Here is a 24,861-nt window from a genome sequence, read left to right as displayed (position 1 = left end):
GGGGTTTTTCGCGACGGGTTGAAAGCGGAAGGAGAGGCCTTCGGCGCCCGTCGCGGAGAACCGCGATGTATGTCCGGACCAAACGAACCCACGCCGCCGACCGGTCGAACCTCTACGACGAGATCACCGGCAAGATAATTGCCGAGCTGGAAGGGGGTCGTTTTCCCTGGGTTCAGCCATGGGGAACTTCCGCCGCAAACGCGTCGCTTTCCCTGCCGAAGAATGCCAGGACGCATCGCGCGTATAGCGGGATCAACGTGCTTATTCTCTGGGGCGCGGTCGTTGAATGCGGGTTCCCAACGCAGAGTTGGATAACTTATCGACAGGCTTTCGCGCTCGGCGGGAATGTCCGTAGAGGCGAGCGCGGGACAACGGTCGTTTATGCCGATCGTTTTGTCCCGGATCACGAGAAGAAGCGCGCTCGCGAGACGGGTGAGGATGCTCAAGCCATCCCGTTCCTCAAGCGCTTCACCGTTTTCAACATTGAACAATGTAAAGGGCTACCTGACGAAATCGCAGCTTCGGCTGTACTGCCGGTGGCTAGCCCGATCGAACCGCGTGTCGAGGCGCTGATCAAGGCCACCGGCATCGACTTTCGTATCGGCGGCGATAGGGCGTTTTACGTGCCGGCCCACGATTATATACAGGTGCCTCCGCCCCAAGCCTACTTCGAGCCGATCAATTGGCATCGGACAGCCTTGCATGAGCTCGGTCATGCCACCGGCCACAGTTCACGTCTCGATCGCAAATTATCCGGCTCTACCGCCTCCAGGAAGTATGCGTTCGAGGAACTCGTGGCAGAAATCAACGCGGCCTTCTGCTGCGCCGCCTTGGGCATAGTGCCCACGGTTCGGCATGCCGACTACATCGGCTCATGGCTGGAGGTTTTGCGCGAGGACAATCGCGCCATCGTTCGCGCCGCCAGCCTGGCCAGCAAGGCGGCCGATTGGCTTCTTGGCCACGTGCCGGTGGAGGCCGAAGCATCCATCGGGCTGAGCGCAGGCAACGACAAATGGGCGGCATAATTTCGCTGACCCGAACAGCGCATGCACCGTTCCGCCGATCGGCATAGGTATCAAGTGCCAGCCGCACTTCGTCTGTCCGCTCCAACCATCGGCTCACGCGGAGACAACGTACAGGCCGACATGCGTGCGCGCTCGGCAGTCGAGCAACGGTGTGCCGGATTGTGCAGGCAGGAGAGGGAGAGGGTTGGAGGGATCTTGTGACGGGTTCAAGGCTGAGAGAGAGGCTCTCGGCGGCCCGTCGCGGAGACCTTCAAATGACCACTGCCGTTCAAAAGATCACGCTGTCGTCCTCGCGCGATATCCCTTTCAACAAGCTGGTGCTCGGCCAGTCCAATGTGCGTCGCATCACCGATACCATGCGCGAGCGGCTCACCGCCTACGGACTCTTCCATGAAATCATATCCTGGAAGCTGCGCATGTTTGTGCCGGCGGACGCCAGCGGGCCTGCGGTGCCGGCCAAGGTTATCGAGTGTTGGCCAGTGCAGCGCATCAGTGAGAGGGAGGCCCGCTGATGCTGCCTCGCGATGCATCCGAACTGGCAAGCCATCTTGCTCGGCAGGCTGAGGCTGTTTGCCGCCGTTACCTTTCCAACGGTCGCCGTGAGGGCCGCTACTGGCTGGTTGGCGACGCCCGCAATGCGCCGGGGCGCTCGATGTTTGTGCGTCTCAAGGGACCGGATTGCGGCAAGGGTGCCGCCGGGAAATGGACCGACGCCGCCACCGGCGAGCACGGCGACCTTCTGGACGTCATCCGTGAATCGCTTGGCCTGACGGACTTCAAGGATGTGTCCGGCGAGGCGCGCAGCTTTCTGTCCATGCCGCCCACGAACGAACCAAAGGGCCAGTGGGAGCAAGCCGTTCCCGCTGCCGGCGGTTCCCCTGAAGCGGCGCGGCGGCTGGTCTCCATGTCGCAGCCGATACGGGGAACTCTTGTGGAGACGTATTTGCGCGCACGCGCGATTACAGCCGTGCATGAGACTGGGAGCCTACGGTTTCATCCTCGCTGCTACTACCGTTCAGACCGCGGCCGGACTGAAACCTGGCCGGCAATGGTCGCGGCGGTCACCGACCTCAAAGGCAAGCTTACCGGGGCCCACCGCACCTGGCTCGATCCGGGCGGATTTAGCGAAGCCCATCTCGGCCGCGCTCCGCTCGAGACACCGAGACGGGCCATGGGCGAACTGCTCGGACACGCTGTCCGCTTCGGCTGCTGCTGCGATGTCATGGCCGCCGGTGAGGGCATCGAGACCATGCTGTCGCAACGCACTGTCCTGCCCGCCATGCCGGCACTCGCAGCCTTGTCGGCGGCGCATCTGTCCGCAATCCTGTTTCCTGACACATTGCGGCGCCTCTACATCGCCCGTGACAATGATCCGGCAGGCGACGCAGCAGTGGCAACCCTGATTGAACGCACCAGCGCGGCCGGTATCGAGGCCATGGTTCTGACGCCGAAACTTGGCGACCTCAACGAGGATCTGCGTCTACTCGGCGTCAATGCGCTGAGGGGGATCCTGCGGGTTCAGATCGCGCCACAGGATGTCGAGCGCTTCGTGAAGCTGGCGGCCTGACCGGAAGGGGAAGGGAGGGGTGGCATTTGCTAGGCGTACCTCGGTGCGCAGGGGGGCCTTCGCTGAGGCGAGGGCCGGCCCACCGGCCTTCCAGAGGGCGATCGGGCACCAGCCGGTCCGGACAGGCAATGGCTGCGCCCCGTTATTTTCCGGCGGCCCTTGCCACCCCGTGCGGCGAGCCGCCCGGGACCTCGTCTTCGGGCCTTTCCATCGCGAACCAAAATAGCCGGGCTTCGCCATCCTTCACTCCCGTTCCGGCCCTGCGCTGGCGCTTCGGGTGCAAGTCCGGATCGTCCATCGCCTTCGTCGCCATGAAGGCCGCGATGGGCGCGGCCGGTCCCACGAAGGCAAGCCGCCATGAGCACCGAGCACGATACCGACTTCGAGCCGCAACCCGCATCATCATCCATCGACCACATCCTGCACGAGCTTCAGCTCTACGGCTACCGTCCCTTCGACGATGAACCCGATCCGCGCCCGCTTCCCGAAGGCCGGGTCATAGCCGCCAGCATCGCCGACATCTTCGACGCTCTCCTGGTGGCGATGGCCGACACACGCCTTGAGCCCGACCTCGAGGAGTTGCTGTGGGGGACGGTCAATCTGTTCCATCGCGCGACCAAGCGGATCGAACGCGAGCTCGATGAAAACGAGCTTGGCCAGCAACGGCTACAGCGCGAACAAGACGGATCCGAGGTCAAGTCGGTCGAGCTCGAGCGCCTCATCGCCCAAGGTCAGACGCTGCTCGAACGCCGCAACGCCTTCGAATTGATGCGCGATCAGGCCGCCGAGCATTACGAGCGCCACACACACTCGATCTGGCGCCCGCGTTCGGGCTCTGTCGTCAACCATCGCAACCTGACCGCGGCTCTGATCGACAGCCGGGACTTCGTTGCCGCGAGGAAGCATACAGACAGTCAGGTGCTGTTGCCTCCGGGCCCGAAAGTCGCCTTCACCGGCGGGCTCGATTTCAACGATCATTGGCTGATCTGGGCCAAGCTCGACCAGGTCCATGGCAAGCATCCGGACATGGTCCTGCTGCACGGCGGGTCACCCAAAGGTGCCGAGTTGATCGCGGCCAAATGGGCTCACAGCCGCAAGGTGCCACAGATTGCCTTCAAGCCGGACTGGACCAAACATGGCAAGGCCGCGCCCTTCAAGCGCAACGACGCCATGCTCGACACCTTGCCGATTGGCGTCATTCATTTCCCCGGCTCAGGCATTCAGGACAACCTCGCCGACAAGGCCCGCAGGCTCGGCATTCCGGTGATGAGGTTCGGCGCCACATGACGGCGCCACAAGGCCAGTCGCCTCCAGTCATTCGCTTTGTTTTTCGTCGCTCCCGGCGCGTTGATCGAACGATCGCTCCTGCCGATTTGGCGGCGGTGAATGCGAAGTGGCGAACCATGAGGTTCACATCCCATCCCGTCCTGGAATGGAGAACAGGGACCCTATCCCCGCGTTTGTCGGCGCAATTCCTTGGTCCGGTCCGAGGGCCTGATGCCATCAATCCATAAAGGGTCGGACTACGCAAAGCGTGCCGCCGTTTCGGCTTTGCCTTCACGGTGATTGCGGCCCTCGGCCGGATACATCGGGCGTCTGTCACGCGGGGATCGCTCCCCGCTTCCAGAACAGGAGCCGGGAAAATGTCCCTCGTCGAAGCCAACGCCTTCGCCTTCAGCCTCGCCACCAGGCGCCGGCGACGGTACACTCACGGTCGTGCGGCCGACGAATATGAAGGAGAGGTTTCCCAGATCGTCCGCGACGATCGATCCACCCGAGCGATGATCCGGACAAGATGCGGCCGGACGTCCTTTCCGTCCTGGCCCCAGGGCAGTGCTAAAGCTCGAAGCGCAGTTGACGTTGATCCGGCGGCAACACATCGCCTAGGGAGGAAAGCGTGACGCCCAACAGGCGGATTCCCTTCCGCACCGGAAACACCGATTGAAGGAGATCGGCTGCGAGATGTTCGAAATCCGGAAGTTCGATCGGCACCGCCACCGTGCGGCTGCGCGTGATCTGCTGGAAGTCGGCGAACTTGATCTTCAGCGTGACGGTCCGGCCCCGAACGCCTTTGCCCTCACAGTAGCCCCGGACCTTGGCGACCAGCGGCTTGAGTTCGGCGATTGATGCATTGAGGTCGAATATGTCGACTGCGAACGTGTCCTCGGCGCCGATTGATTTGCGCGGCCGATCTGGTTCGACCTTGCGTTCGTCGATGGCGCGCGCGATTTGATAGTACCAGAGCCCCGCCTTTCCGAAATGCTGCTGCAGGAAAGGGAGCGACTTGCCCTTGAGATCGGCGCCGGTCTCAATTCCGAGCGCCTCCATCTTCGCGGCGGTCGCAGGACCGACACCATGAAATTTCTTGACCGGCAAACCCTCGACAAACGCCGGCCCATGGCGTGGCGTGATGACGAACTGGCCGTTCGGTTTGTTCTGGTCGGACGCCATCTTGGCGAGAAATTTGTTGTACGAGATTCCGGCGGAAGCGGTGAGACCGGTCACCATCAGGATCTTTGTCCTGATCGTCTCGGCGATCGTCGTGGCCGACGAAATATTGAGCCGGTTCTGCGTCACGTCGAGATAAGCCTCGTCGAGCGAGAGCGGTTCGATGAGATCGGTATGTTCGGCGAACACCTCGCGGATCTGAGCCGAGACTGCCCGGTAGACGTCAAAACGAGGCGGCACAAAGATGAGTTGGGGGCATTTGCGCTTTGCCGTGACCGAAGGCATGGCGGAGCGAACGCCGAAGGCGCGGGCCTCGTAGCTTGCGGCAGCCACCACGCCGCGGGCGGCCGCTCCACCGACGGCAAGCGGCTTGCCGCGGAGTTCTGGATTGTCGCGCTGTTCGACCGACGCGTAGAACGCATCCATGTCGACATGGATTATCTTGCGCGGGTCAGCGCCGCGGCAGGGGCCATTTGCCTGCAATGTCATTCCGCCAGGATATAAGCTTCGTGCTGCCGGATCCTACAATCTTCAGTTCCGGACATCGCCCCTTATCATGACCGTCAAATCGTCATTCAAGGATTGGGCCGCGTGGCTCGATCCGTCGGTCTCCGCCAAATCATTGACCAGACCGTTGCCGGCAGGGACATTGTCGGTCGAACAGCTCGGTCAGCTGGACCGTTGGCTCGATTCCAATATCATATACGCAGCGTGCACCTGTTGAAGGAGGCCGCACCAGACCAGCCAATTGAATTACAGCATAGCGTCCCTCGCCATCAGGCGTGGTCGACCGATCCTCTTGGATGCGCGCTTGCGCTTTTCCAGATAGGAAAGCAGAGCCGGCAGGCGCATCGCATTGAGGACTCGCTGCGCAGGGACGCCGCCCTTGCGCGACATCTCAACGCCCCAGTGCATGTGATCGAGCTCGCGAATTGAATGAGCATCCGGATTGACACTGAAGATGCAGCCGTATTCGAGTGCCTCCTGATGCCAGCGCCAGTCGAGATCGAGACGCCATGGATGTGCGTTGACTTCGACGGCGACGCCAAATTTGGCGCAGGCCCGAAGAACTTTGGCGATGTCGAGATCGTAGCCCGGGCGCCGCAACAGCTGGCGGCCTGTCATGTGGCCGATGATCGTCGTCCGGGGGTTGCCGATCGCCTCGATGATGCGCTCAGTCTGCTCCTTCCTGGGCAGTTTGAAGCGGCTGTGCACGCTGGCGACGACGAAGTCGAACTGCTCCAGGACATGATCCGGATAGTCGAGCGAGCCGTCCGCCAGAATGTCAGCCTCAATGCCTTTCAGGATACGGAATCTCCCACCATACCGCCGGTTCAACCGGTCGGCCTCGCGATGCTGTTCAGTTATCTCCTGCAGCGAAAGGCCACCCGCATAGTGAGCGGACTGCGAATGATCGGCGACACCATAATATTCGAACCCGCGCTTGCGCGTGGCTTCGGCCATCGTCTCGAGCGTCTCGGTGCCGTCGGACGCTGTCGTATGGGAGTGCAGGATGCCACACAGATCTTGGTCTCGAACAAGTGCGGGCAGCTCGTGGCTGGCCGCCCGTCTGATCTCATCCCTGCCTTCGCGCAGTTCGGGCTCGACGAACTGCAGGCCTATGGTCTCGTAGATATCCTCTTCTGTCGCTGAGGCGACCAGCTTTCGGCCGCGATAGAGCCCGTCACCCTTCAGGACAAATCCCTTGACGGCCGCGAGCGTCTTCAGCTGCTTGAGGTGATCTGCCGAACCGGTCGCGTCGAGGAGCCTGGCGCCAAAGTGCTTCTTGTCGGTGATGACAACCCGCAGGGTCGCATCCGCGAGCTCGGCCTGCTCCGTGCCTTGCGCTACCAGCGCGAAAGCGGAAACGAGCTCGCACCCGCGCCGGAAGTCACCGGCGATCTCGACGCGGGAGAACTCCGGATGTTCTTGCTGCAACGATGCCATTGCATGCTCCAGGAGAGCAGCAGCCTTGTGGAGATGAAGCTGCATCTGACCGCTTCGCGCGATAGCCAGGTTCTCCAGGATCTTCGTCTGAAGCGCGGCACCAAGCCCCTTGACCGGCCTGATGCGATCTTCCTTCGCCGCGGTTTTGAGCTCCGCCAGCGAACTCACGCCGAGCGCCTGGTGAAGCTTCAATATCTTGTCGGGCCGAAGACCAGGGATTGCAAACAGCTCCATCACGCCTGCCGGCACCTCTTCCCGCAGTTTGTCGAGGCTTGGGTGCGTGCCGGTCTGATGGAGCTTCGTCACGATGTCCGCGATGGCGTCCCCGATCCCCGGGATACTGGTGAGGGCGCCGGCGGCGATGATGCGATCAAGTGGTTGGGAGAGTGCCGCCAGGCTGTCAGCGGCACGTAGATACGCCTTTGCGCGATAGGGATTACCGCCGCGCAGGGATGTCCTATGCGCGTATTCCCTCAGAAGATTGGCGATGGTCCTCGTGTCGGTTTTTGCCATGGCTTCAGGCAAACGAGGCCGGTCTTGGCAGGTTCCAAAGAATCCTGGCGGGCCATGGCGCCGGGTTGGAAAAACGGCGTGGCTTCTCCTCTGCCCGCTGGCGCTACAGATGTGGCAGGGATTGATCAGCGCGCCCCCAGCCCGCCAGAGCCTTGGAAGCCGCTCGTTTCTTCAATTCGGGAGCGTCGCCGACATGGAAATGCGAGGGTGCATTGATGGTCTTCATCTCCGCCCAGGTGATCGGCGCCGCCACCGGAGCACTCGGCCGGGTTCTCGCGCTGTACGGCATGATCGCGGTCGCTCCGCGCTGGTTGCGCAGATAGTCTACGAATATGCGACCCTTGCGGCGGGCCTTCGACAACGCGGCGGTAAAATGGGCCGGATCGCTCTGGGCGACCGCCTGAGCCAGGCGGGACGCGAAATCCTTTACCTCCGGCCATTCTGCCTGTGGGGTCAGCGGAGCGATCACATGCACCCCCTTGCCGCCCGTCAGCATCGGGAAAGTCGTCAGTCCCAACGATTTGAGGATGTCGCGGAATTGAAAGGCAGCCGCGCGGACGGCTTCAAAATCCAAGCCCTCGTCCGGGTCCAGATCGAACACCAACCGGTCGGCCTTTTCGACGTCCTCGATGCGGGCTCCCCATCCATGCAGCTCAATCGTTCCCATCTGGACGCAGGTCATCAGCCCGTCGGCATCGTCCACATAGAGGTAAGGCTCCTCGTGTCCGTCCTTCTCGGTGATCCCGACGTGATGGACCTTGTCGCCAAAGCTGCCGGCGTCGTGTTTTTGGAAAAAGCACTTCTTCGCGCGGCCCTGCGGGCAGCGGACCAGACTGATCGGCCTGTTGCCGACCCACGGAAGCATGATGTCGGCGACCTCGGCGTAATGATCGGCTAGCTGTCCCTTGGTGATGTTGGATTCCGGGTAGATGACGCGGCCGCGATTGCTGATCGCAATCGTGCTGATTGCCGGTGACGGCAGGGTTGCTGTGCGGTGTTCCGTCTCGAGCACGACGGCCTCCGGCTTCTTGTCCTCGCGCAGGCCAAGATAGCTTGGATGACGCAGCGTTCCTTCGTTGGTCATCTCGGTAAAGGCGATCTCGGCTACAAGTTTGGGACGCAGCCAGTGGGCGCCGCGAACCTCCGCGCGCGGCGCCTCGACCGTGGCGGCTTTCTGCTCGAGCGGCGCCATGATCTTCATCAGCCGGGCCATCTCGGCGGTATCGAAACCGGTCCCGACCTTGCCGGCATAGCGCAGCTTTCCGCCATCATTGAAAACAAGAATCAGCGATCGAAACGCGCGATCCTTGTCTGACGGCGTCCAGCCGACGAGCACGAATTCCTGACGTTTGATGCACTTGATCTTCAGCCAGCTGCCGTCCCGGGCGCCGACATAGTCGGAATCCGCGAGCTTCGAGATTACCCCTTCCAGGCCGGCGTCGCAGAAGCGGTTCAGCAATTCCTCTCCACGGCCCTGGATATGATCGGAGTAGCGAAAGATGGGGTTCCTGGCCGGCAGAATTGCCTCCAGTTTCTTCTTGCGCTCCAGGAGCGGAAGCCTGGTCAGGTCTTCGCCATCGAGCTGCAGCAGGTCGAAGGCGAAATAGTCAATGCTCGCCGGAGCACCCTTCAATGCGTTCTGAAGCGCCTGGAAACTGGATCGTCCCTCGGTGTCGGTGACGACGGCCTCTCCATCGATGAGCGCCGAGCGAATCTTGAGCTTGCGTGCCTCGGACAGGATCGAGGGAAAACGGTCGGACCAGTCCAGACCGGAGCGCGTATAGGCGCGCGCCTCTCCGCCACCCACAGCGACGAGGATGCGGTAGCCATCGTATTTCATCTCGTGAATCCAGCGATCGCCGGGGGGAACTGTGTCCACCAGTTTTGCGAGCTGGACCGGCCGGAAGGCAGGTGGCGCGAGTTTGGCCGCGCGTCGCGAGGCTGGCTTCGTAGGGGGAGTTGAAGATCCTCTGATTGTGAGGCGACGCGACGCTGACTTGCTCACAGAATTTACTCTCACCAAACCGAATTGTCCGACGCGCCATTCCGGCGCGCGGCCTATTTCTTTAGTTTCTGCGCGGCGGCATTGAGCTTGTCGCGGTCGTTGCCGACCCGCTTTATCAGCGCCTCGGCCTGCTCTTTGCTGATGCCGTGCTTGCGGGCAAAGTAATTGACCTCGTAGCCTTCACCGCCGGAGACTTGCCGACGGTCGGCGGCGCCTCGCTTCGACTTGTTGTCTGCCATTATCGTCTTCCTTCTTGCCAGGGCGCGGAGTCACGGTGTCGACGTGTAACGCCTCGGGTCGTCTTGCGATCCTGAGCCGGGCAAGAAATTCGATTCACCTGAACTCCCGCCGTCTTGACCTTAATGTTGTCAATATGCAGACCCGGGATGTAGATGTCGCGGCTTGCGCAGTTCCTTGGGCGGCAGTTCGCGCGGATCGGGTCCCGAGCCGCCACTGCGGACGAGGTGGCGGTCGCCTCATGCCGACGTGATAAGGGCTTGATACAGCCCATGCCAAGCCGATCGAGAGACATCTTGGAGACCCGGTGGCTTGGTCTTCTAATCGCATGTGCCGCCATTTCCTCCCTCTTCATTTCACAGAGTGCACCAACGACCTCTCGAGCCGGCTGATCTGGCCGAAGGACGGCTGAAGCCTCGACCGCCTATGCCGCAAGGGCGCGTTGCGCGTTTCTTCCCCTGGGCAAAGCCCATTCCTCGCGGAACCAAGAAACGCGCGCCTCCGCCATCCTCCGCTTTTGCTGCGGTCGCAAGCGATGCGGCGGCGGTCGCCTCCGGCCCCGCGATCGCCATCGAGGCCGCATGGTGCGGGCTCGGAAACGAAGAAACGGAGACTGAAAATGGCTACCATCGGCACTTTCAAGAAGACCAATGCGAACGAGTTCACCGGCGAGATCGTCACCCTCAGCGTCCAGGCCAAGGGCGTGCGCATCGTCCCCGACACCCGGGCCAACGGCGAGAACGCTCCAAGCCACCGCGTGGTGGTCGGCAAGGCCGAAATCGGCGCCGCCTGGTCCAAGCGCTCCAACGAGGGCCGCGACTATCTCGGGCTCAAGCTCGACGATCCGAGCTTCACCGCCCCGATCTACGCCAACCTCTTCGCCGACGAGGAAGGCGAGGGCCACAGCCTCATCTGGTCCCGCCCCAACCGCCGCAACGGCGAGTAACTCTCAATCGAGCCCGTTCGACCCCGGTCGGACGGGCTTTCGCATTCGACGGTGGTCCAGAAATCGCGATCAGCTGCTCTTACGCAAGAGGATCCCATTGTTGGGAAGTACTTCAATGCCTGCTCTTTCAAGCGCATTCACGATCGCTAATATATTATTTGCAATCGGAGTCCGCGCGCCGCGTTCGAAATCAGCGATTGTCTGCCGTGCGACGGTGGCCGCGCGGGCCAGATCATCTTGGCTCCAACCCAACATTGCACGTGCGCCGCGGCACTGCTCGGCGCTGAAATTCGCCGCCTTGTCTCCAATATTATGATTGACCTCAATCAATTTGTATATTACCCCTGTCTCGAACTTGCGGTCGAAGAGGGTGCGCGAACACCCTTTTCGACCTGACCAAAGCCAAGCTGTGTGGAGCTCGGATCATGGCTGATTCCGACAATACCACGACTTTGCCTCCCGTCACGCTGGGACGGGAGAGGCAATCGCCATGCACCAAAGAACACCCTAAGCGTTCGGCCGACCATGCGGTCGTAGACCCGCCGTCGGCCGATCCAGCACTCGTCCTGTCCCTTGCCTGGATCGACGCTCATGTTGGAATGCTAGCCTCCTGTGTCAGGCAGCAGCAGGCCGAGGAGGGGCTCTTGGAGCGCGGCGCGCTCTTCTCCGTCGGCGAAGTCCCTGGGCGCGGGGAGGGCGCTGACGCCGACCGCTATCTCGATGCCCGGACGGCGGAGCAGAGCGAGGCTGAAAAGGCCGATGCCTTGTTGGATAAGATTGCAGTGACGTCTGCCCAATCGCTGGCGGGCGTTATCGCCAAGCTTGCAGTCATCGTTCGAGAAGCGGCTGACAACACAGACCTGTGCGAATTTCCGTTGCCCCACATCCGCTCGGCCCTGGCCGATCTGCGGCGCCTCACGCCTGAAGCGATAAACAGCGAGCCTGCCGGCTGGCCTGCAGGCGACCAGTCGATCGGCGCGCTGTTCGAGCAGTCTGCATCCTCTTTCGCCGCCTGGCGCGCCTTCAGCGCGTGGAGCCAGGGCGATGAGGAGGCCTATCGCGCCTGGACGGACACATTCAAGACACTGGAAGGGGCCAGCCAGTAGGCATCGCAAAGTCTCGGCCTGATGCTCGGCGCCGAGATCTCTCTCGTTCATTCGTCAATGACGGAATCCAAGGATTTCGCTCAACGCTGCGTCTCCGTATCAAATCCATGAGAAGGGAAGGATACGGATGAAGCCCGATACATCGCAGTGGTGTGACCCACAGGCATACGCGTTCGTTAAAGGCGCCGCGGCCGATGAGATTGCCTGGGAGTTCCTGCGACGAAATCCCCAGTATCAGCGGGACTTCGCGGCCTCCCGCTCGGCTAAAGCGATGCGTGCGCTGCGCAAGCGCTGGGGCTTGCAGTTTCGCCGCCAGGCCTGATCAGTCCGCGGTCGAGCAGCCGGTCTATTGGGCGCCTCAGATCGACCCTGGGGTCGTGAACCTGGTCGAGGTTCCGGCGGATATGCTCGCGCGGGAAGACAGCGCCCGCGATGTTCGGTTGGCCGCGGGAAAGCGTGACGAAGTCGGCCTTCACGTGCGATCTTCGCCGGCCGGCGTGCAGTTGGCGCTTCTCGGCGGCGCGCGACCAGGCGAGCCGCTGGCTGCCATAATTCCACTCGATGACATGGCGCATGACAGGCTACAGGCGATCGAGAGATTCGTCCGCTCGATCCACAGGCAACACCTTCCCGATGCCCGCTTGACCTCGGCCCAGCGGCGGCGTCTTGGCCATATGCTGCAGTGCCTTGACGGCCGTGAGGAGCAGGCATCTCATTTCGAAGTCGCGACGGCCTTGTTTGGTCGGAAGTTGGTCAGTGCCACTGACTGGCAGGACTCGCCTTTCCGCTACCAGACGTATCGCCTCGTGCGCGACGGCCTGAAGATGGTCGAGCGCGGCTACCGCCAATTGCTGCGCGCACGAAGGCGCCTCTCCTGAAGGGGGTCCGTCCGGCGCCTGGTCCACTTATGCGCTGTCGGCAGATTCTGGAGTGAACGGCTGCTCTTCGCCTTCAACTCCGACGTAGAGCCCGCCTTTGCGATATCCCATAAGCGCACCCGTGCGCGCGGTGTGAGATCGCATACTACCTGAAGCGGAGACCGACCCCCCGGGGTCACCGCGATAACGGCTAGGTGGGAAGATGGCCAGCGGCGGACCAGCATTGGAGAATTGTCGTACATCTAAGAAACCGCTAATATAGCAAACTGGCTTCCGGAGGGCCGTCCGATGTCGATTCACGAGGAACTGCAGGTTTTCTGGAATTCCTATGTGGCTGCCTATCGTGCTGGCGACGCCAAAACATGCGGCGCCATGTTTACGGCCGATGCCGAATTACTTTCGCCCTACGCGCCTCCTGCTCGGGGCCGGGATGCTATCGAAGCTCTCCATACAGCCTGGACGCACGGCCACGACGAGGCGCCTGAAAAGAAGATGACAGTGATACACGCGGGCAGATCTGGTGACCTGGCTTGGTGTCTGGCGACGTATACCGAGGGCCTGGAGGTTGGCAGCGGTACGTCTGTCAACGTCTTCGAGCAGCAGGCCGGCGGATCATGGCTGATACGGATGTGCAGCCTTAACAGCACCGACTGAGGCATAGGTTTGTTGCCGAGTTGGCTGAGTGTCGGCATCCATGGATGGGAGGCGACGGGAATGCAGCAACTCGACTTCTTCTATTTCTTCGGAAGCGGCTACTCGTATCTGTCCGTGATGCGCGTTGATGCGGTGTCAAAACGGTCGGGTGTTGCCGTTCGATGGCGGCCCTTCAATGTCCGCACCGTCATGGCCGAGAACAACATCGCCCTCCGCACCCAGGCGGCAAAGGTGAAGTACATGTGGCGCGATGTGGAGCGACGCGCGGCGACGCACGGGGTGCCTTATGTCAGGCCACCCATCTGGCCGACCGATCCGGACCTTGTGGCCAACCGAGTCGCCATGGTGGCGGCCGAAGAGGGCTGGTGCGAGGCTTATACCGTCGCAAGCTTCAGGGCGTGGTACCTAGAAGGCATGGATCTGGGTAGCCGTGCCCATCTGGAGCATGTGCTAGCCCCCCTCGGTCAAGATGTCGGTCGTGCGATTGCAAGGGCCGATGAGCCCGGTGCCCATGAGCGTCTCAAGGCTGAAACCGACGCGGCCCGCAACTACGGCATTTTCGGCTCTCCAGCGTTCGTCGTGGATGGCGAGACGTTTTGGGGTGACGACAGGCTCGAAGAGGCGCTTGCCTGGGCCGCTGGCCGACATGATCTGCAAGCGCTGAGACATCATTGATAGGACTGAGTGCGCCAGGCATTTGGTGAAAACCATGCGCGGATTGTCAGTCCCACGGGAGGACTCAAGTGCCAAGCCGCTGGACCATTCTTGCTGTCTTGTTTGTCGCTCGCACCGCCTTCGCATTTCAGTTCGGGAGCGTAGGGGCCGTCGCACCACAGCTTAGCCAAAGCGTCGATGCGAGCCTGGCCGACATCGGTATCCTTATAGGAGTTTACTTTGCGCCCGGCGTCCTGCTTGCTCTGCCCGGTGGCACGATCGGACGCCGCTATGGCGACAAGGCGACCGTCCTCGGGGGGCTCCTGGCGATGCTGGCCGGCGAATTGCTTATGACTACGTCGGCATTATGGAGCGTGCAGATCGCGGGCCGACTGATTGCGGGCACTGGCGGCATTCTCTTGAGCGTCCTGATGACCAAGATGGTGGCCGACTGGTTCACTGGTCGCGAAATCGCAACCGCGATGGCCATTTTCGTCAACTCGTGGCCGGTGGGCATCGCAATCTCGCTCATGCTCCTGCCATGGATCGGAGCGAGGTTCGGGCTTCATCTCGTCAACCTTGCCGTCGCGGGGTGGATTCTGATCGGCTTCGGCCTCATGGCTTTCGTCTACCGCGCGCCGGAGGCGGCGGTCTCTCTTGAAGGCGAACGAGGCAGTCTGACCTCGGAAACGGTCTATGCAGTCGTTGCCGCTAGCTCAATCTGGTGTCTCTACAATCTCGGTTTGTCGATGATCTTCAGTTTCGGGCCATCGATGCTGGTTGAGCGAGGATGGTCCATGGCTGCGGCTGGATCGACGATCAGCATCGTCCTCTGGCTCGCGGCGATTTCGGTTCCCTTTGGTGGCTTCCTCGCTGATCAGACCAAACGCGGCGAAGCCATCATTGTCGCAGGCAGCATCGCCTTTGCCCTGCTAACGGTTCTCCTGTCGCGAAGCGGCCACGTGCTTCCCATCGTCATTGCCGTCGGTGCCGTCTGCGGCCTCCCCGCCGGTGCGATCATGAGCCTTCCAGCACGTGTGCTCGAGCGGAAAACGCGGGCGATCGGAATGGGAATATTCTATACGGCTTTCTATGCCGGGAGCCCGGTTGGAGCGGCGATCGGCGGAAAGCTTTCCACCTCGATCGGCTCCGCCAGCGCCGCGCTGGACTTCGGGGCCGTCGTGCTCCTGGTTTGCCCAGCCATTCTGTGGTTCTTCCGCCGTATCGTTGCTGGCCAGAAGCGGCTGGCGCTTCCCTCGACGTAGAACGCGCAAGCAAACCTTGGTGATACCCCGGGACATGGTGTCGTTGCGTGGCACGGTAGTCATCAACGCTTTATTCTAGGCGTGGGTGTCGAAGCCAATCGTCCTGCTGCTTCTCTCGTCAGTGAGGGCCATTCGACGAGCGTCGGGACGTTGTCCGGTCGGCCACACTCGACCTGGGCTCAGATCGCTCCTCGGCGATACGGCTGGAATGAGGCGACCGCGGGTCACCCGTCCCAACCCCACAAGCATTCCCCGCTTGCGCCGGAGAGTCTCGGAGAGGTGATTCCAGAAGGTAGTCGGGATGCGGACCTCGGGTCCGATTCGAGAACCCGCGTGACACGATGCAGCGCGACGACCATGTCTCTTCGCTTTCAGCCGAAATGATGGGCAGCAATGCGCCCAATTCCGGCCGTTGAAGTTAGCGCTGCTGCTCACCAAAGCGGACTTGCACGGGGCGGGCGCGTTAGTTCAATTCCTGACCCGAAGCAGACATTGCGTTTCCCGCCAGAATCAGTTGAAATCGACAACAGATATTACCGCCTTCGGGCAATAATCTCGACCGGCCCAATCAGGCCGGCTGAAATACTTTCGCTCATGTTTCGGACCATCTGGGGCCGCCGCGCTCCCATGAGAGTTTGCACGCCCAGTACTGCCCGCCCCATGGCCACTTGGGCGCGCTGCCGTGCGAAGTACTCGAGCGCAGCATCACGCCGCTGGCGTTCCGACAAGATCTCGAACCCTGCCGCGGAAAGTGTGTCGCGGTACTGCTCTGGAGCGGCGATCGCGTTCGTATCTGCCGTACTCGCCCATGGCAGCGGATAAGACAGTTCGCCGGGTCCAGTGCGCATGACGTCGAAGACACCGAAACGCGCCCCGGGGCATAGGACCCGCGCAATGTCCGAAAAATAGTGCGCTCTTGTCGGCGATATTCATTCCGACATGCAACATGTATGCGGCAGTAAACGATCCATCTGGGAAGGGCAGCCGCAAAGCATCGCCCTGCTGCAACGAGACGCGCTCCCCTAGATGGAGCCAGCCGGAAAGGACATTGCCGGCTTCGACGTAGTCGCGAGTGAGATCGATGCCGGTGAGGTGGCAGCCATACTTCGCTGCGATCTGTCGCGCTGGTCCACCGAGGCCGCAGCCGATGTCGAGCACTCGATCCGCAGCGGTGAGCGCAAGTTGCCCTGCCAACTCTCCCGTGGCGGCGCGGCCGCCAATGTGAAACTCGTCTACGGGCGAGAGGTCCTCGGCGGTGACCGTGCTTTCGGTCTTCCCCATGGCGGCAAGACCATCGCGAATACCTGCGACCAGGCTGCCTCGCGCGTAGTGGTCAGCAATCTGTGAATGCGGCGCTGCTTCCATCATCATCGCCCCTTTGGTGCAGCCTCCGGATCATCTCCGCCTACGGACCGCTTGCGTCCGCGAATGGGTCTCCGAACTCTGTCGATCCGACGGTCATAGCATTTGCACTTCGTTCAAGCCATATTATGCCGGACGTTGAATCCAAATGTTTGGATGTCGCACACCTGCTTTGTTTTATTGCCGTCGCCGAGTAAGGCTACATTGCGCTCCCGCCGGAGCGGCCCGGCATGCAGCCCGTCTGTCAATAGGGAGGCGAGTTAGAAGTACAGCTCTTCCGCCACGGCGCACGCGGCTCCGAGTGACTAAGCGGGGGTTCCAAGTTTCCGACGATGCGCGTTCAACCCCATGCGCAGCTTGATGGTGCCGTATTCTGTTAGCCTGAGGAATGGGCGGCATTTAGGCCCGCCGCCTGGCCCTGAAAGCCTCGTGTCGGAAGACGGCGCCTATACACGCCGTCAGAACTCCGACCATGTCTACGGCCGCTTGCACCGATTCGGCCGTTCCGACGAGCTTCAAACCTCGGTCAGTTCCAAAAGCAAGGTTGAGAACCTGTCAGTGAGCGGCGGGCTGGAACAGTTCGATCACGTTCCCCGACGGTCTTCGAGCAGGATTTGCGAGCCACCGACTCCACTGATGACCTCATTGCGAAATGGCAACCCGGCGCCTTTCAGCCGTTCGACTTCCTCTTTCAGATCTTCGACAAGCAGCAGGATGCGGTTCCACCCGCCGGGCACTGGACGGCGACCGTCCGGCATCGGCCGTGCGCCGGAGCTTGCAGCGCCACTCAACATCAGCCGCAAGGGACCACGGGTCACCGACGCAAACGCTGGCCGTGCGTCCTGCTCGATGGTGAACCCAAGGTGCTGCGTGTGGAAGGCGACGGAGATTGCGACATCGTTGACAATGTACCGAACACTGGCTGGCGTCATTATGGATCACCTTTCAAACGACCCCCGGCAAGTTTATTAGAAGCGATTTCGTATGGGCAACGCAATGGACCAACAGCTAGGCGCGCCGATACGCGGGTCCGCAGGCGAAGTCTTTCGTGTATTCCTGAGGCTTGGCCTCACATCGTTTGGCGGACCCATCGCGCATCTCGGTTACTATCGCAACGAACTGGTGTTGCGTCGCAAATGGCTCGATGAGCAAGCGTATGGCGATCTCGTCGCCCTTTGCCAGTTTCTTCCTGGTCCGGCGTCCAGCCAGGTGGCCTTCGCCCTCGGCGTATTCAGAGGTGGTGGCCTGGCAGGTGGCCTTACAGCATGGCTCGCCTTCACCCTGCCATCGGCACTGATCATTGTGGCCTTCGCTTTTGGTGCGGCAGGGCTTCATGGCCCAGTCGCGGACGGCGTATTTCACGGGCTCAAGCTCGTGGCTGTTGCCGTGGTAGCACAAGCAATCTGGGGCATGGCGCGAACGCTAACGCCCGACAAGCAGCGCGCCGCCATTGCGATACTCGCGATTGCGGTTGTCGTCGTCGTCGGCGGGTCGTTCGCGCAAATAGCTTCGATCGTCCTTGGAACCCTCGCCGGGCTATGGCTTTGCCCTGGCGAGGAAACCAAGGTGCCTGGACATTTGAGTTTTCCCGTTTCGGCTCGCGGCGGCGCTGTTTCGCTAGCACTCTTTGCTGTCCTCCTTGTCGTTCCGTCGCTGACGGAACGGGCCACGGGTAGTCACGCTATCGCATTCTTTGACGCCTTCTACCGCTCTGGGGCCTTGGTATTCGGCGGAGGCCATGTGGTGCTGCCGCTGCTGCAAACGGAGGTCGTCAACACGGGCTGGGTGACGAACGAAGCCTTCCTGCAGGGCTATGGACTGGCGCAGGCAGTGCCGGGGCCGCTCTTCACGTTCGCTGCCTATCTGGGGAGCGTGGCAAGCCCCGTTCCAAACGGCCTGGCCGGCGCGGCGATCGCGCTTATCGCCATCTTCCTGCCCGGTACGCTGCTTGTTTACGGCATGTTGCCGTTTTGGGACGCCCTGCGCTCGCGTCCAGGCGCCCAGGCTGCGATGCGCGGTGCGAATGCGGCTGTGGTCGGCATCCTTGGGATGGCTCTCTACGATCCGGTATGGAAGAGCGCAGTCGTCACGCCAGGGGATTTTGCTCTGGCTGTAACCGGGTTCCTGCTTCTGGTCGTATGGCGGATGCCGTCGTGGGTTGTTGTGGCGTTGCTTGCCGCTGCTGGCGCGCTTCGCGCCGCGATGATTTGACAATGGCCTTTGCGATGGCGCGCCTGAATCCTGGCGTCGGCGAAGCAGCCGCGGACATTTGGCTGCATTCCCGTGAACCACAGACCCGGCCGCGTCGGATCATGATCGCCGCCGTTAAAAAGCGGAACGCCCTGCCGTCCAGAACGCCAAGCTTGCCCACCATCGATTCGAGGCCCGTACTATAGCCGTCGCCGCGATCACGATGTCGGGACCGATCAGATTGCGGTTAGCCAGGATCACGCCCCGAGGGGTACCCGCGTTTCTCCGGTGGCCAATCATGGCCGAAGGAGAAACGGAATGGGACACTCGTATTACAACCTCGCCGCCTCCGATCGCTGCGCATGGAATGCAGGATCGTGCTCCCCAAAGCTTATTTTTCGCGAGCGGACCACTCGGCGGTCGCCGGCGGTTCCTAGAGATCAGTCACTTCAGCGCAGAGATGCAGCGCTCCAGGCGTTGAAGTCGCAACTTGCGGGAATGGATGTGATAGCCGAGCTCCGCGAGCCTTCTTAGTTTGAATGACTCTCTTTCCGTAAGTAGTTCCATTTCGAACTGGGCGATTTGCTTTCTGAGCTGTTGAGCGTCAGCAAGCCGCAGTTCCCGAATCCAGCCTCGGCCCCGCATTCCCATGCACTCCGAATAGTCTGGTCACAAGGCTCCGAGGCCGCTGCTGCTCTGTGGAAGATCGATTGGGCGAAGTTCGGGATTTTTCAATGTTCCGTCACCATCATCAAGGTTGTGGCCCGCGCACCCAGCGAACCGCAGTGCATCCCCGCGACCCGATATGCGCCCCCGTGAGTGCATGGCAACCCTTCGAGCTCACTTTTTTGCGGTTGGGGTCTGGTCAATGACAAGCCGCTCAACTCTGGTCCACAACCGCTGCGGGTGTGGCACACGACCCTTGTTCCATTGTTGAGTTGAATCAAAAGCGAATGATCGGGAACCGGTTCATTCGGGGGATAGTTTACATTCCAGGGACGTCTGACGGCGCTCACTAAGGTGAATGGGAGTGTTCGTCTTCTAAATTAGGATTCACTAATTGAAACGTGAATGTCTTCCTGCCTCGCGCTGTGACACAGGCCGACTGATATGACTTCTTCTGAGCACGATCTGGATGCCGGCTTCGATCCACCCGAACTGGACTTGCAATCTGTTTCTTCGACAACCGATGAGCGGACGATAGCGACTCAGCGGGGCAGGGCGTCTTGTTCCGTCATGGCACCTGGTCTACACACCTTCGAGGCAAGTGATCACGTTGTCTATGTCGGTCTCGAGGCCGCACCAGGCGTGTGTGCCTCCCTCGGGGGAGCCAAGGCTGAGCGCTACGACGCGGCGGCAGGGAGCATCATCGTCAAGCCGGCACATCTTGAAGCTCGCTTGCGGCTGTCGAAGGCGCGGGAGAGCGCAATTATCGTCTACCCGGACGACAGCCTGAAGGAACTGGCCAGGCAGCAATTCGGCCCGGTGGAGACGGAGTTGATGCCTCCGCCCCTTGGCACGCGGGACTTTAATGCGTTGCGCATCGCCAAACTGCTCAAGGCGGAGCTTACGAAGAAGGAGGGCGTCAGCCACGTCCATATCGAGCAGCTGATCGCAATCATGGGCATTCACGTGCTTTACGCCTATGCCTCACGAACCAGCCGACCGGAGCAGTTCAAGGGCGGCCTTTCCAGGCAGTCCGCGCGAAAGCTGCAGGAGTTCCTGAGCATAAATCTCACCCGCAAGAAAGGTGATCGAATTGCGCATGTGGAAATTCCCGCTGGCCAGTGCAGCGGCGACGCTCGGCTTGATGGTGATGGGCACCGCGGCTTTGTCTCAAGATGTGACTTCAAAGCTGCCAGGCGGCGCGACTTCGCTCCAGGAAAGCTATCAAGACTGGAGCCTGACCTGTCAAAGCAGCACATCAACGGTAACGTGCGGTGTCTCCCAGCAACAGACGCAGCAGAACGGCCAGCGGGTCCTGGCTGTTGAGCTTAGGCGAAACAGCGACGCCACGCTCGCGGGCAATGTCGTGCTTCCGTTTGGGCTTATGCTCGACGCCGGCGCCGCATTGCAGATCGATGACAGCCAGCCCCTTGAGGCGCTGCGCTTCTCAACCTGCTTGCCGGCCGGCTGCATCGTGCCGCTCACCCTCGATGAAGGAACAGTAGCCGCATTGCGGGCGGGTTCGGTGCTGAAGATCAAGGTCAGAAGCACCGACCAGAAGGACATCGCTTTGTCCGTATCTTGCTGGAGCGTGAGACAGACAGCTGGTGGGCTGATCGGGAAGCCGCGCTACTGAAGGCCCCCGAGGAATGGTCCAGTGCTGTAATTATGATATTAAGATATTGGCTCGACGCGCTACGTCATCGGGATTGAAGCGAGAGGAGCTTAAACCCGCGCGGTTGGCTTACCTTGGGAGAATCTACAGGGCGCGCGTGGGATTTCGACAGCCCTAGACGTAAAGGCTGCTCCCGGCGAGCGGACCTATTCTCTTCAATTTCTCGATTTCGCTGTTCGCGTTCGGATCAGTTCAGCTGAGGCGCACAGACCTCCTGTTAAGTCCGCTTCTGATGATCTGAGCCTAGAAGCCAGCCGTCCGATTCCGTGAAGAGTTTCGGGCGCCGGCAGGCGTACGAAAGTCTCCGAAGAAGGAACCCTCGAGCCACAGGCGAGGGGTTATGGGGATTTCGATTTTTGGCTGGTGTCGGGGATAGCGCGACCGCCGGCGAGAAGCGGCGGGATTGATGCACGGACCGCCTTGTCTTCCGGCCGTGCGGCCTCCTCGGCTCGGCGTGCGGTCGGACTTAGCCCTGTCGAGGCCGATGATCTCCATGGACGCGCGTGGGTTCGTCGCCGGAGGCTGAGCGCCTGTGGCTGAAGGCTGGACTTCGCCATGCCGCGTCATGGGACGCTCTCCCGGTTCGTCGCCGACGCGTCCGGCGGCCCGCGCGGCTGCCTCCACGTTCGAACACGTCGATGATGATCATCCGTCCGCCGCAGCACGGGCATGGCGGGCGGAAGTCAGTCGGTTCTTCCGGAGTGCCGTCTTCGGGCAGCGGCGCGACGCTCAACAGTTTGCGCGCGAGTGCGAGGCTGGCTTTGTGGGAGCCGCCGGCGAGCAGGTCGTAGTGCCGGATGCGGTGGAAGCCACGCGGCAGGATGTGGAGCAGGAATCGGCGGATGAACTCGTCGGTGGCGAGCGTCATGATCTGCTGCCGGTCTGTGCCGTCGCGACGATAGTCCTTGTAGCGGAACGTGACCTCGGCCTCATCGAATCGGATGAGGCGGCGGTTCGAGATCGCAAAGCGGTGGGTGTAGCGGGACAGATAGGCAAGTACGGCTTGAGGCCCGGCGAAGGGCGCCTTGGCATAAACCACCCAGCGCTTCTTCCGGACCGGCGCCAGGTGCCGCAGGAATGCTCGCCGGTCGGTGAAGTGCGCCATCGATCCGAAGAAGGTGAGCCGGCCGGCATCGTGCAGCGCAACCAACCGAGAGAGGAACAGGCGGCGGAACAGCTTGCCGAGCACGCGCACCGGCAGCAGGAAGGCCGGGCGCGACGATATCCACCGGCTTCCGTCTGGCGCGATGCCGCCGCCCGGCACGATCATGTGCACATGCGGATGGTGCGACATTTCCGAGCCCCAAGTTTGAAGGACGGCGGTGATGCCGATGCGCGCGCCGAGATGCTTCGGATCCGCAGCGATCGTCAGCATCGTCTCCGATGCCGCCTTGAACAGCAGGTCGTCGACCGCCGCCTTGTTGTGGAAGGCGATGTCGGCGACCTCGGCCGGCAGCGTGAACACGACGTGGAAGTAGCCGACCGGCAGCAGGTCGGCCTCGCGCTCGGCAAGCCATGTCCGCGCCGCGGCACCCTGGCACTTCGGACAGTGCCGGTTGCGGCAGGAGTTGTAGGCGATGCGCCACTGGCCGCAGTCCTCGCAGGCCTCCACGTGACCGCCAAGGGCGGCGGTGCGGCAGTGCTCGATCGCCGACATGACCTTGAGTTGCTGCAGTGTCAGATGCCCTGCATGGACGGCCCGGTAGGCGGGCCCGGCAGTGCGGAAGATGTCGGCAACCTCAATCGAGGCGCGCACGCTCAGCCGTCGGGCGAGATCTCTTCCAGCTTGAAGAGGCCAAGCTTGTCGAGCGGGCTCGTGACGGTGCGCACCGTGAGGGTTGCAACCTTGGTGTAGAAGGCGGTGCTATTTAGCTTGGCGCGCCCGAGCAAGACCTGGATGATCCGGAATGTCGGTGCCGTCCTCCAGCAGGTGGGTGGCGAAGCTGTGACGCAGCATGTGCGGCCCGACCCGCTTGGCGATGTCGGCCGCCTGCGCTGCCTCGACGACCACGCGATAGAGCTGCCGCGTGCTGATGGGCTTCATCGCATGCTGCCCAGGAAACAGCCAGCCGTCGCGATGCATCACCCCCCTGCTGGCGTCCGCCCTTCCACCACTGGCGCAGCAACAAGAGCAGGTCTTGCGACAGCATGGCGTTGCGGTATCGCCCGTCCTTGCCGCGCTCGACGCGCAACAGCATGCGCTGGCTGTCGATGTCAGCAACCTTCAGCGTCGCCACCGCCGCCACGCGCAGGCCCGCGCCATAAGCGACCGACAGCGCGGCCTGGTGCTTGAGGCAGGTGGTGGCGTTGAGTAGCCGGGCGACCTCGTCGCGGCTCAGCACCACCGGCAGCTTGCGCGGGTGCGCCAGACGAACGAGCTTGCGCGCCAGATCGGGGCGATCGACCGTATGTGTGAAGAAGAAGCGCAGCGCCGACACGATGCTGTTCATCGTCGGCACGGGAACGCCGTCGTCCTGCTGCTCGATCTGGAATCGGCGCAGGTCGTCAGTGGTCGCTGTATCCGGCGACCGGCCGAGGAACGTCGCCAGGCGTCCGATGTCGCGGAGATAGTTGCGCTGCGTCTCCTGTGAGAAACGCCGCATATTCATGTCGTCGATCAGCCGCTGACGAACTGGACTGATAGGTGCATCAAGAACAGGACAGGGCATGGTCAGGCTCCTTGTTGAAGAAGCCTGTGATGCTCTGCCGCTGCCGAACCACCCTCAAATGCGAGCGCGACGTCCGGTTCGTGATCTCTACCTCATCCCAGCGCGCCCATCCCGCGCAGCGGGTTCGTTCTTCGGCCCAAACAGGACATTCGCAGTGTGCCGTCGCGTGCGCTTGGCACAACGGGGCAAGCCTTTGATGCGGGTCAACATTGTGGGCGGACCTCCTGGCCAACCAATCCGCTTCGTCGCCGAGCTACCGATGCCGCGATTGCCTCCCTCCTTCATTTCGCAGAGCGCACCAACGACCTCTCGAGCCGGCTGATCTGGCCGAAGGACGGCTGAAGCCTCGACCGCCTATGCCGCAAGGGCGCGTTGCGCGTTTCTTCCCCTGGGCAAAGCCCATTCCTCGCGGAACCAAGAAACGCGCGCCTCCGCCATCCTCCGCTTTTGCTGCGGTCGCAAGCGATGCGGCGGCGGTCGCCTCCGGCCCTGTGATCGCTATCGAGGCCGCATGGTGCGGGCTCGGAAACGAAGAAACGGAGACTGAAAATGGCTACCATCGGCACTTTCAAGAAGACCAATGCGAACGAGTTCACCGGCGAGATCATCACCCTCAGCGTCCAGGCCAAGGGCGTGCGCATCGTCCCCGACACCCGGGCCAGCGGCGAGAACGCTGCAAGCCACCGCGTGGTGGTCGGCAAGGCCGAAATCGGCGCCGCCTGGTCCAAGCGCTCCAACGAGGGCCGCGACTATCTCGGGCTCAAGCTCGACGATCCGAGCTTCACCGCCCCGATCTACGCCAACCTCTTCGCCGACGAGGAAGGCGAGGGCCATAGCCTCATCTGGTCCCGCCCCAACCGCCGCAACGGCGAGTGAACTGGCAGACGCCTCGCCCGGTGTCGGGCGAGGCGCCTTCTGCCGGTGCCGCGGAAGCTTTCCGCGCCGCCGGCTGCCATTACCGGCTTCCTGTCGTCTGATGCGCGACGCCGTGGAGATGGTCGAGCGCGGCTGTTCTCAATGGCTGCGCGCCGGCGCCACTGCCTGAAGGCCTCTT

22 protein-coding genes and 4 pseudogenes are annotated in these 24,861 nt (G+C 62.0%); 17 read left to right on the top strand and 9 right to left on the bottom strand.

The features are described from left to right. The first annotated feature begins 65 nt into the window (after window positions 1-65). From LB547_RS23635 to LB547_RS23620, 4 genes are all read left to right on the top strand, one after another. Window positions 66-1,025, top strand: a complete 960-nt coding sequence (locus tag LB547_RS23635; protein ID WP_140555422.1) for an ArdC family protein — start codon at window positions 66-68, stop codon at window positions 1,023-1,025. A 254-nt stretch (window positions 1,026-1,279) separates the two neighbouring features. Continuing rightward, the gene (locus LB547_RS23630; RefSeq protein ID WP_140523055.1) at window positions 1,280-1,537 is read left to right on the top strand and encodes a hypothetical protein; all 258 of its coding nucleotides are present in this window, start codon (window positions 1,280-1,282) and stop codon (window positions 1,535-1,537) included. Continuing rightward, window positions 1,537-2,592, top strand: a complete 1,056-nt coding sequence (locus tag LB547_RS23625; protein ID WP_140523052.1) for a toprim domain-containing protein — start codon at window positions 1,537-1,539, stop codon at window positions 2,590-2,592. Before LB547_RS23630 ends, LB547_RS23625 begins: the two co-directional genes overlap by 1 nt. Window positions 2,593-2,949: 357 nt before the next feature. Next, on the top strand, window positions 2,950-3,879 hold the full coding sequence (locus LB547_RS23620; RefSeq protein ID WP_140523050.1) for a DUF2493 domain-containing protein: 930 nt from the start codon (window positions 2,950-2,952) through the stop codon (window positions 3,877-3,879). A 549-nt stretch (window positions 3,880-4,428) separates the two neighbouring features. On the opposite strand, the gene dinB is transcribed toward LB547_RS23620, so the two are convergent. After that, window positions 4,429-5,529 carry a DNA polymerase IV gene (dinB, locus tag LB547_RS23615; RefSeq protein WP_140523046.1) on the bottom strand — a complete coding sequence of 367 codons (1,101 nt, stop codon included), beginning with the start codon at window positions 5,527-5,529 and terminating at the stop codon, window positions 4,429-4,431. Between the two features lie 48 nt (window positions 5,530-5,577). Between dinB and LB547_RS23610 the strand changes: the two are divergent. Then, window positions 5,578-5,764: pseudogene (locus LB547_RS23610) on the top strand (hypothetical protein); the annotation flags it as partial. Window positions 5,765-5,793: 29 nt separating this feature from the next. Here LB547_RS23610 and LB547_RS23605 read toward each other — a convergent pair. The 3 genes from LB547_RS23605 to LB547_RS23595 form a co-directional block, all read right to left on the bottom strand. Further along, the gene (locus LB547_RS23605; protein ID WP_140523044.1) at window positions 5,794-7,500 is read right to left on the bottom strand and encodes a DNA polymerase/3'-5' exonuclease PolX; all 1,707 of its coding nucleotides are present in this window, start codon (window positions 7,498-7,500) and stop codon (window positions 5,794-5,796) included. A gap of 103 nt (window positions 7,501-7,603) precedes the next feature. Then, a complete protein-coding gene (ligD, locus tag LB547_RS23600; protein ID WP_224680367.1) occupies window positions 7,604-9,505 on the bottom strand; it encodes a DNA ligase D in 1,902 nt (633 codons plus the stop codon). A gap of 53 nt (window positions 9,506-9,558) precedes the next feature. Then, window positions 9,559-9,744, bottom strand: coding sequence for a DUF3606 domain-containing protein (locus LB547_RS23595; RefSeq protein WP_140523042.1), 186 nt, complete (start codon window positions 9,742-9,744; stop codon window positions 9,559-9,561). Window positions 9,745-10,361: 617 nt separating this feature from the next. Here LB547_RS23595 and LB547_RS23590 point away from each other — a divergent pair. Further along, entirely contained in the window at window positions 10,362-10,688 is a 327-nt protein-coding gene (locus tag LB547_RS23590; RefSeq protein WP_042643545.1) for a DUF736 domain-containing protein, read from the top strand. 69 nt (window positions 10,689-10,757) lie between these two features. On the opposite strand, the gene LB547_RS23585 is transcribed toward LB547_RS23590, so the two are convergent. Beyond that, on the bottom strand, window positions 10,758-11,018 hold the full coding sequence (locus LB547_RS23585) for a helix-turn-helix transcriptional regulator (RefSeq protein ID WP_224656332.1): 261 nt from the start codon (window positions 11,016-11,018) through the stop codon (window positions 10,758-10,760). Between the two features lie 95 nt (window positions 11,019-11,113). Between LB547_RS23585 and LB547_RS23580 the strand changes: the two genes are divergently transcribed. From LB547_RS23580 to LB547_RS23555, 6 genes are all read left to right on the top strand, one after another. Further along, window positions 11,114-11,794 (top strand): hypothetical protein, encoded by a 681-nt coding sequence (locus LB547_RS23580; protein WP_224656331.1) that lies wholly within the window; start codon window positions 11,114-11,116, stop codon window positions 11,792-11,794. A gap of 127 nt (window positions 11,795-11,921) precedes the next feature. Then, window positions 11,922-12,116, top strand: a complete 195-nt coding sequence (locus LB547_RS23575; RefSeq protein ID WP_140523040.1) for a transcriptional regulator domain-containing protein — start codon at window positions 11,922-11,924, stop codon at window positions 12,114-12,116. A gap of 55 nt (window positions 12,117-12,171) precedes the next feature. Then, complete coding sequence (locus LB547_RS23570; protein WP_140523038.1) at window positions 12,172-12,672, top strand: DUF2285 domain-containing protein; 501 nt, start codon at window positions 12,172-12,174, stop codon at window positions 12,670-12,672. Window positions 12,673-12,960: 288 nt separating this feature from the next. After that, a complete protein-coding gene (locus LB547_RS23565; RefSeq protein ID WP_140523036.1) occupies window positions 12,961-13,326 on the top strand; it encodes a YybH family protein in 366 nt (121 codons plus the stop codon). A gap of 60 nt (window positions 13,327-13,386) precedes the next feature. Continuing rightward, the gene (locus LB547_RS23560; RefSeq protein ID WP_140523034.1) at window positions 13,387-14,001 is read left to right on the top strand and encodes a 2-hydroxychromene-2-carboxylate isomerase; all 615 of its coding nucleotides are present in this window, start codon (window positions 13,387-13,389) and stop codon (window positions 13,999-14,001) included. Window positions 14,002-14,069: 68 nt separating this feature from the next. Continuing rightward, window positions 14,070-15,245: a CynX/NimT family MFS transporter gene (locus tag LB547_RS23555; protein WP_140565810.1), complete on the top strand. Its 1,176-nt coding sequence runs from the start codon at window positions 14,070-14,072 to the stop codon at window positions 15,243-15,245. Between the two features lie 705 nt (window positions 15,246-15,950). On the opposite strand, the gene LB547_RS32700 is transcribed toward LB547_RS23555, so the two are convergent. Further along, window positions 15,951-16,361 (bottom strand): class I SAM-dependent methyltransferase, encoded by a 411-nt coding sequence (locus LB547_RS32700; protein WP_411908946.1) that lies wholly within the window; start codon window positions 16,359-16,361, stop codon window positions 15,951-15,953. Between LB547_RS32700 and LB547_RS32395 the strand changes: the two genes are divergently transcribed. Further along, a complete protein-coding gene (locus tag LB547_RS32395) occupies window positions 16,272-16,592 on the top strand; it encodes a hypothetical protein (protein ID WP_246672802.1) in 321 nt (106 codons plus the stop codon). The two genes, LB547_RS32700 and LB547_RS32395, sit on opposite strands and share 90 nt — an antisense overlap. A gap of 570 nt (window positions 16,593-17,162) precedes the next feature. Here LB547_RS32395 and LB547_RS23545 read toward each other — a convergent pair. Further along, a pseudogene (locus tag LB547_RS23545) lies at window positions 17,163-17,539 on the bottom strand (VOC family protein). Window positions 17,540-17,591: 52 nt separating this feature from the next. On the opposite strand from LB547_RS23545, the gene chrA reads away from it, so the two are divergent. From chrA to LB547_RS23530, 3 genes are all read left to right on the top strand, one after another. Then, window positions 17,592-18,818, top strand: a complete 1,227-nt coding sequence (gene chrA / locus LB547_RS23540) for a chromate efflux transporter (protein ID WP_140555420.1) — start codon at window positions 17,592-17,594, stop codon at window positions 18,816-18,818. A 1,089-nt stretch (window positions 18,819-19,907) separates the two neighbouring features. Then, window positions 19,908-20,789, top strand: coding sequence for a hypothetical protein (locus tag LB547_RS23535; RefSeq protein WP_224656336.1), 882 nt, complete (start codon window positions 19,908-19,910; stop codon window positions 20,787-20,789). Next, window positions 20,701-21,099 (top strand): invasion associated locus B family protein, encoded by a 399-nt coding sequence (locus LB547_RS23530; protein ID WP_224656334.1) that lies wholly within the window; start codon window positions 20,701-20,703, stop codon window positions 21,097-21,099. The genes LB547_RS23535 and LB547_RS23530 overlap by 89 nt, the downstream gene beginning before the upstream one ends. A gap of 602 nt (window positions 21,100-21,701) precedes the next feature. Here the strand turns inward: LB547_RS23530 and LB547_RS23525 are convergent. Together LB547_RS23525 and LB547_RS23520 are read right to left on the bottom strand one after the other, a co-directional pair. Further along, window positions 21,702-22,894: pseudogene (locus tag LB547_RS23525) on the bottom strand (IS91 family transposase). A gap of 2 nt (window positions 22,895-22,896) precedes the next feature. Continuing rightward, window positions 22,897-23,807 (bottom strand): annotated as a pseudogene (locus tag LB547_RS23520) (site-specific integrase). Between the two features lie 549 nt (window positions 23,808-24,356). Here LB547_RS23520 and LB547_RS23515 point away from each other — a divergent pair. Continuing rightward, entirely contained in the window at window positions 24,357-24,683 is a 327-nt protein-coding gene (locus LB547_RS23515) for a DUF736 domain-containing protein (RefSeq protein WP_140523014.1), read from the top strand. The last annotated feature ends 178 nt before the right edge of the window (window positions 24,684-24,861 follow it).

This window comes from Mesorhizobium sp. B264B1B, assembly GCF_020165765.1.
Lineage (GTDB): Bacteria > Pseudomonadota > Alphaproteobacteria > Rhizobiales > Rhizobiaceae > Mesorhizobium.
Note: the sequence above shows the minus strand (reverse complement) of the source record. Positions and strands in the feature narration are given on the sequence as shown.

Bases quoted from the DNA above. Each gene is read 5' to 3' on its own strand.
- chrA (WP_140555420.1), top strand. From the start codon at position 17,592: ATGGGCAACGCAATGGACCAACAGCTAGGCGCGCCGATACGCGGGTCC.
- LB547_RS23620 (WP_140523050.1), top strand. From the start codon at position 2,950: ATGAGCACCGAGCACGATACCGACTTCGAGCCGCAACCCGCATCATCA.
- LB547_RS23575 (WP_140523040.1), top strand. From the start codon at position 11,922: ATGAAGCCCGATACATCGCAGTGGTGTGACCCACAGGCATACGCGTTC.
- dinB (WP_140523046.1), bottom strand. From the start codon at position 5,529: ATGACATTGCAGGCAAATGGCCCCTGCCGCGGCGCTGACCCGCGCAAG.
- LB547_RS23515 (WP_140523014.1), top strand. From the start codon at position 24,357: ATGGCTACCATCGGCACTTTCAAGAAGACCAATGCGAACGAGTTCACC.
- LB547_RS23595 (WP_140523042.1), bottom strand. From the start codon at position 9,744: ATGGCAGACAACAAGTCGAAGCGAGGCGCCGCCGACCGTCGGCAAGTC.
- LB547_RS23560 (WP_140523034.1), top strand. From the start codon at position 13,387: ATGCAGCAACTCGACTTCTTCTATTTCTTCGGAAGCGGCTACTCGTAT.
- LB547_RS23630 (WP_140523055.1), top strand. From the start codon at position 1,280: ATGACCACTGCCGTTCAAAAGATCACGCTGTCGTCCTCGCGCGATATC.
- LB547_RS32395 (WP_246672802.1), top strand. From the start codon at position 16,272: ATGGAGCCAGCCGGAAAGGACATTGCCGGCTTCGACGTAGTCGCGAGT.
- LB547_RS23535 (WP_224656336.1), top strand. From the start codon at position 19,908: ATGACTTCTTCTGAGCACGATCTGGATGCCGGCTTCGATCCACCCGAA.
- LB547_RS23565 (WP_140523036.1), top strand. From the start codon at position 12,961: ATGTCGATTCACGAGGAACTGCAGGTTTTCTGGAATTCCTATGTGGCT.
- LB547_RS23590 (WP_042643545.1), top strand. From the start codon at position 10,362: ATGGCTACCATCGGCACTTTCAAGAAGACCAATGCGAACGAGTTCACC.
- LB547_RS23605 (WP_140523044.1), bottom strand. From the start codon at position 7,500: ATGGCAAAAACCGACACGAGGACCATCGCCAATCTTCTGAGGGAATAC.
- LB547_RS23580 (WP_224656331.1), top strand. From the start codon at position 11,114: ATGGCTGATTCCGACAATACCACGACTTTGCCTCCCGTCACGCTGGGA.
- LB547_RS23625 (WP_140523052.1), top strand. From the start codon at position 1,537: ATGCTGCCTCGCGATGCATCCGAACTGGCAAGCCATCTTGCTCGGCAG.
- LB547_RS23635 (WP_140555422.1), top strand. From the start codon at position 66: ATGTATGTCCGGACCAAACGAACCCACGCCGCCGACCGGTCGAACCTC.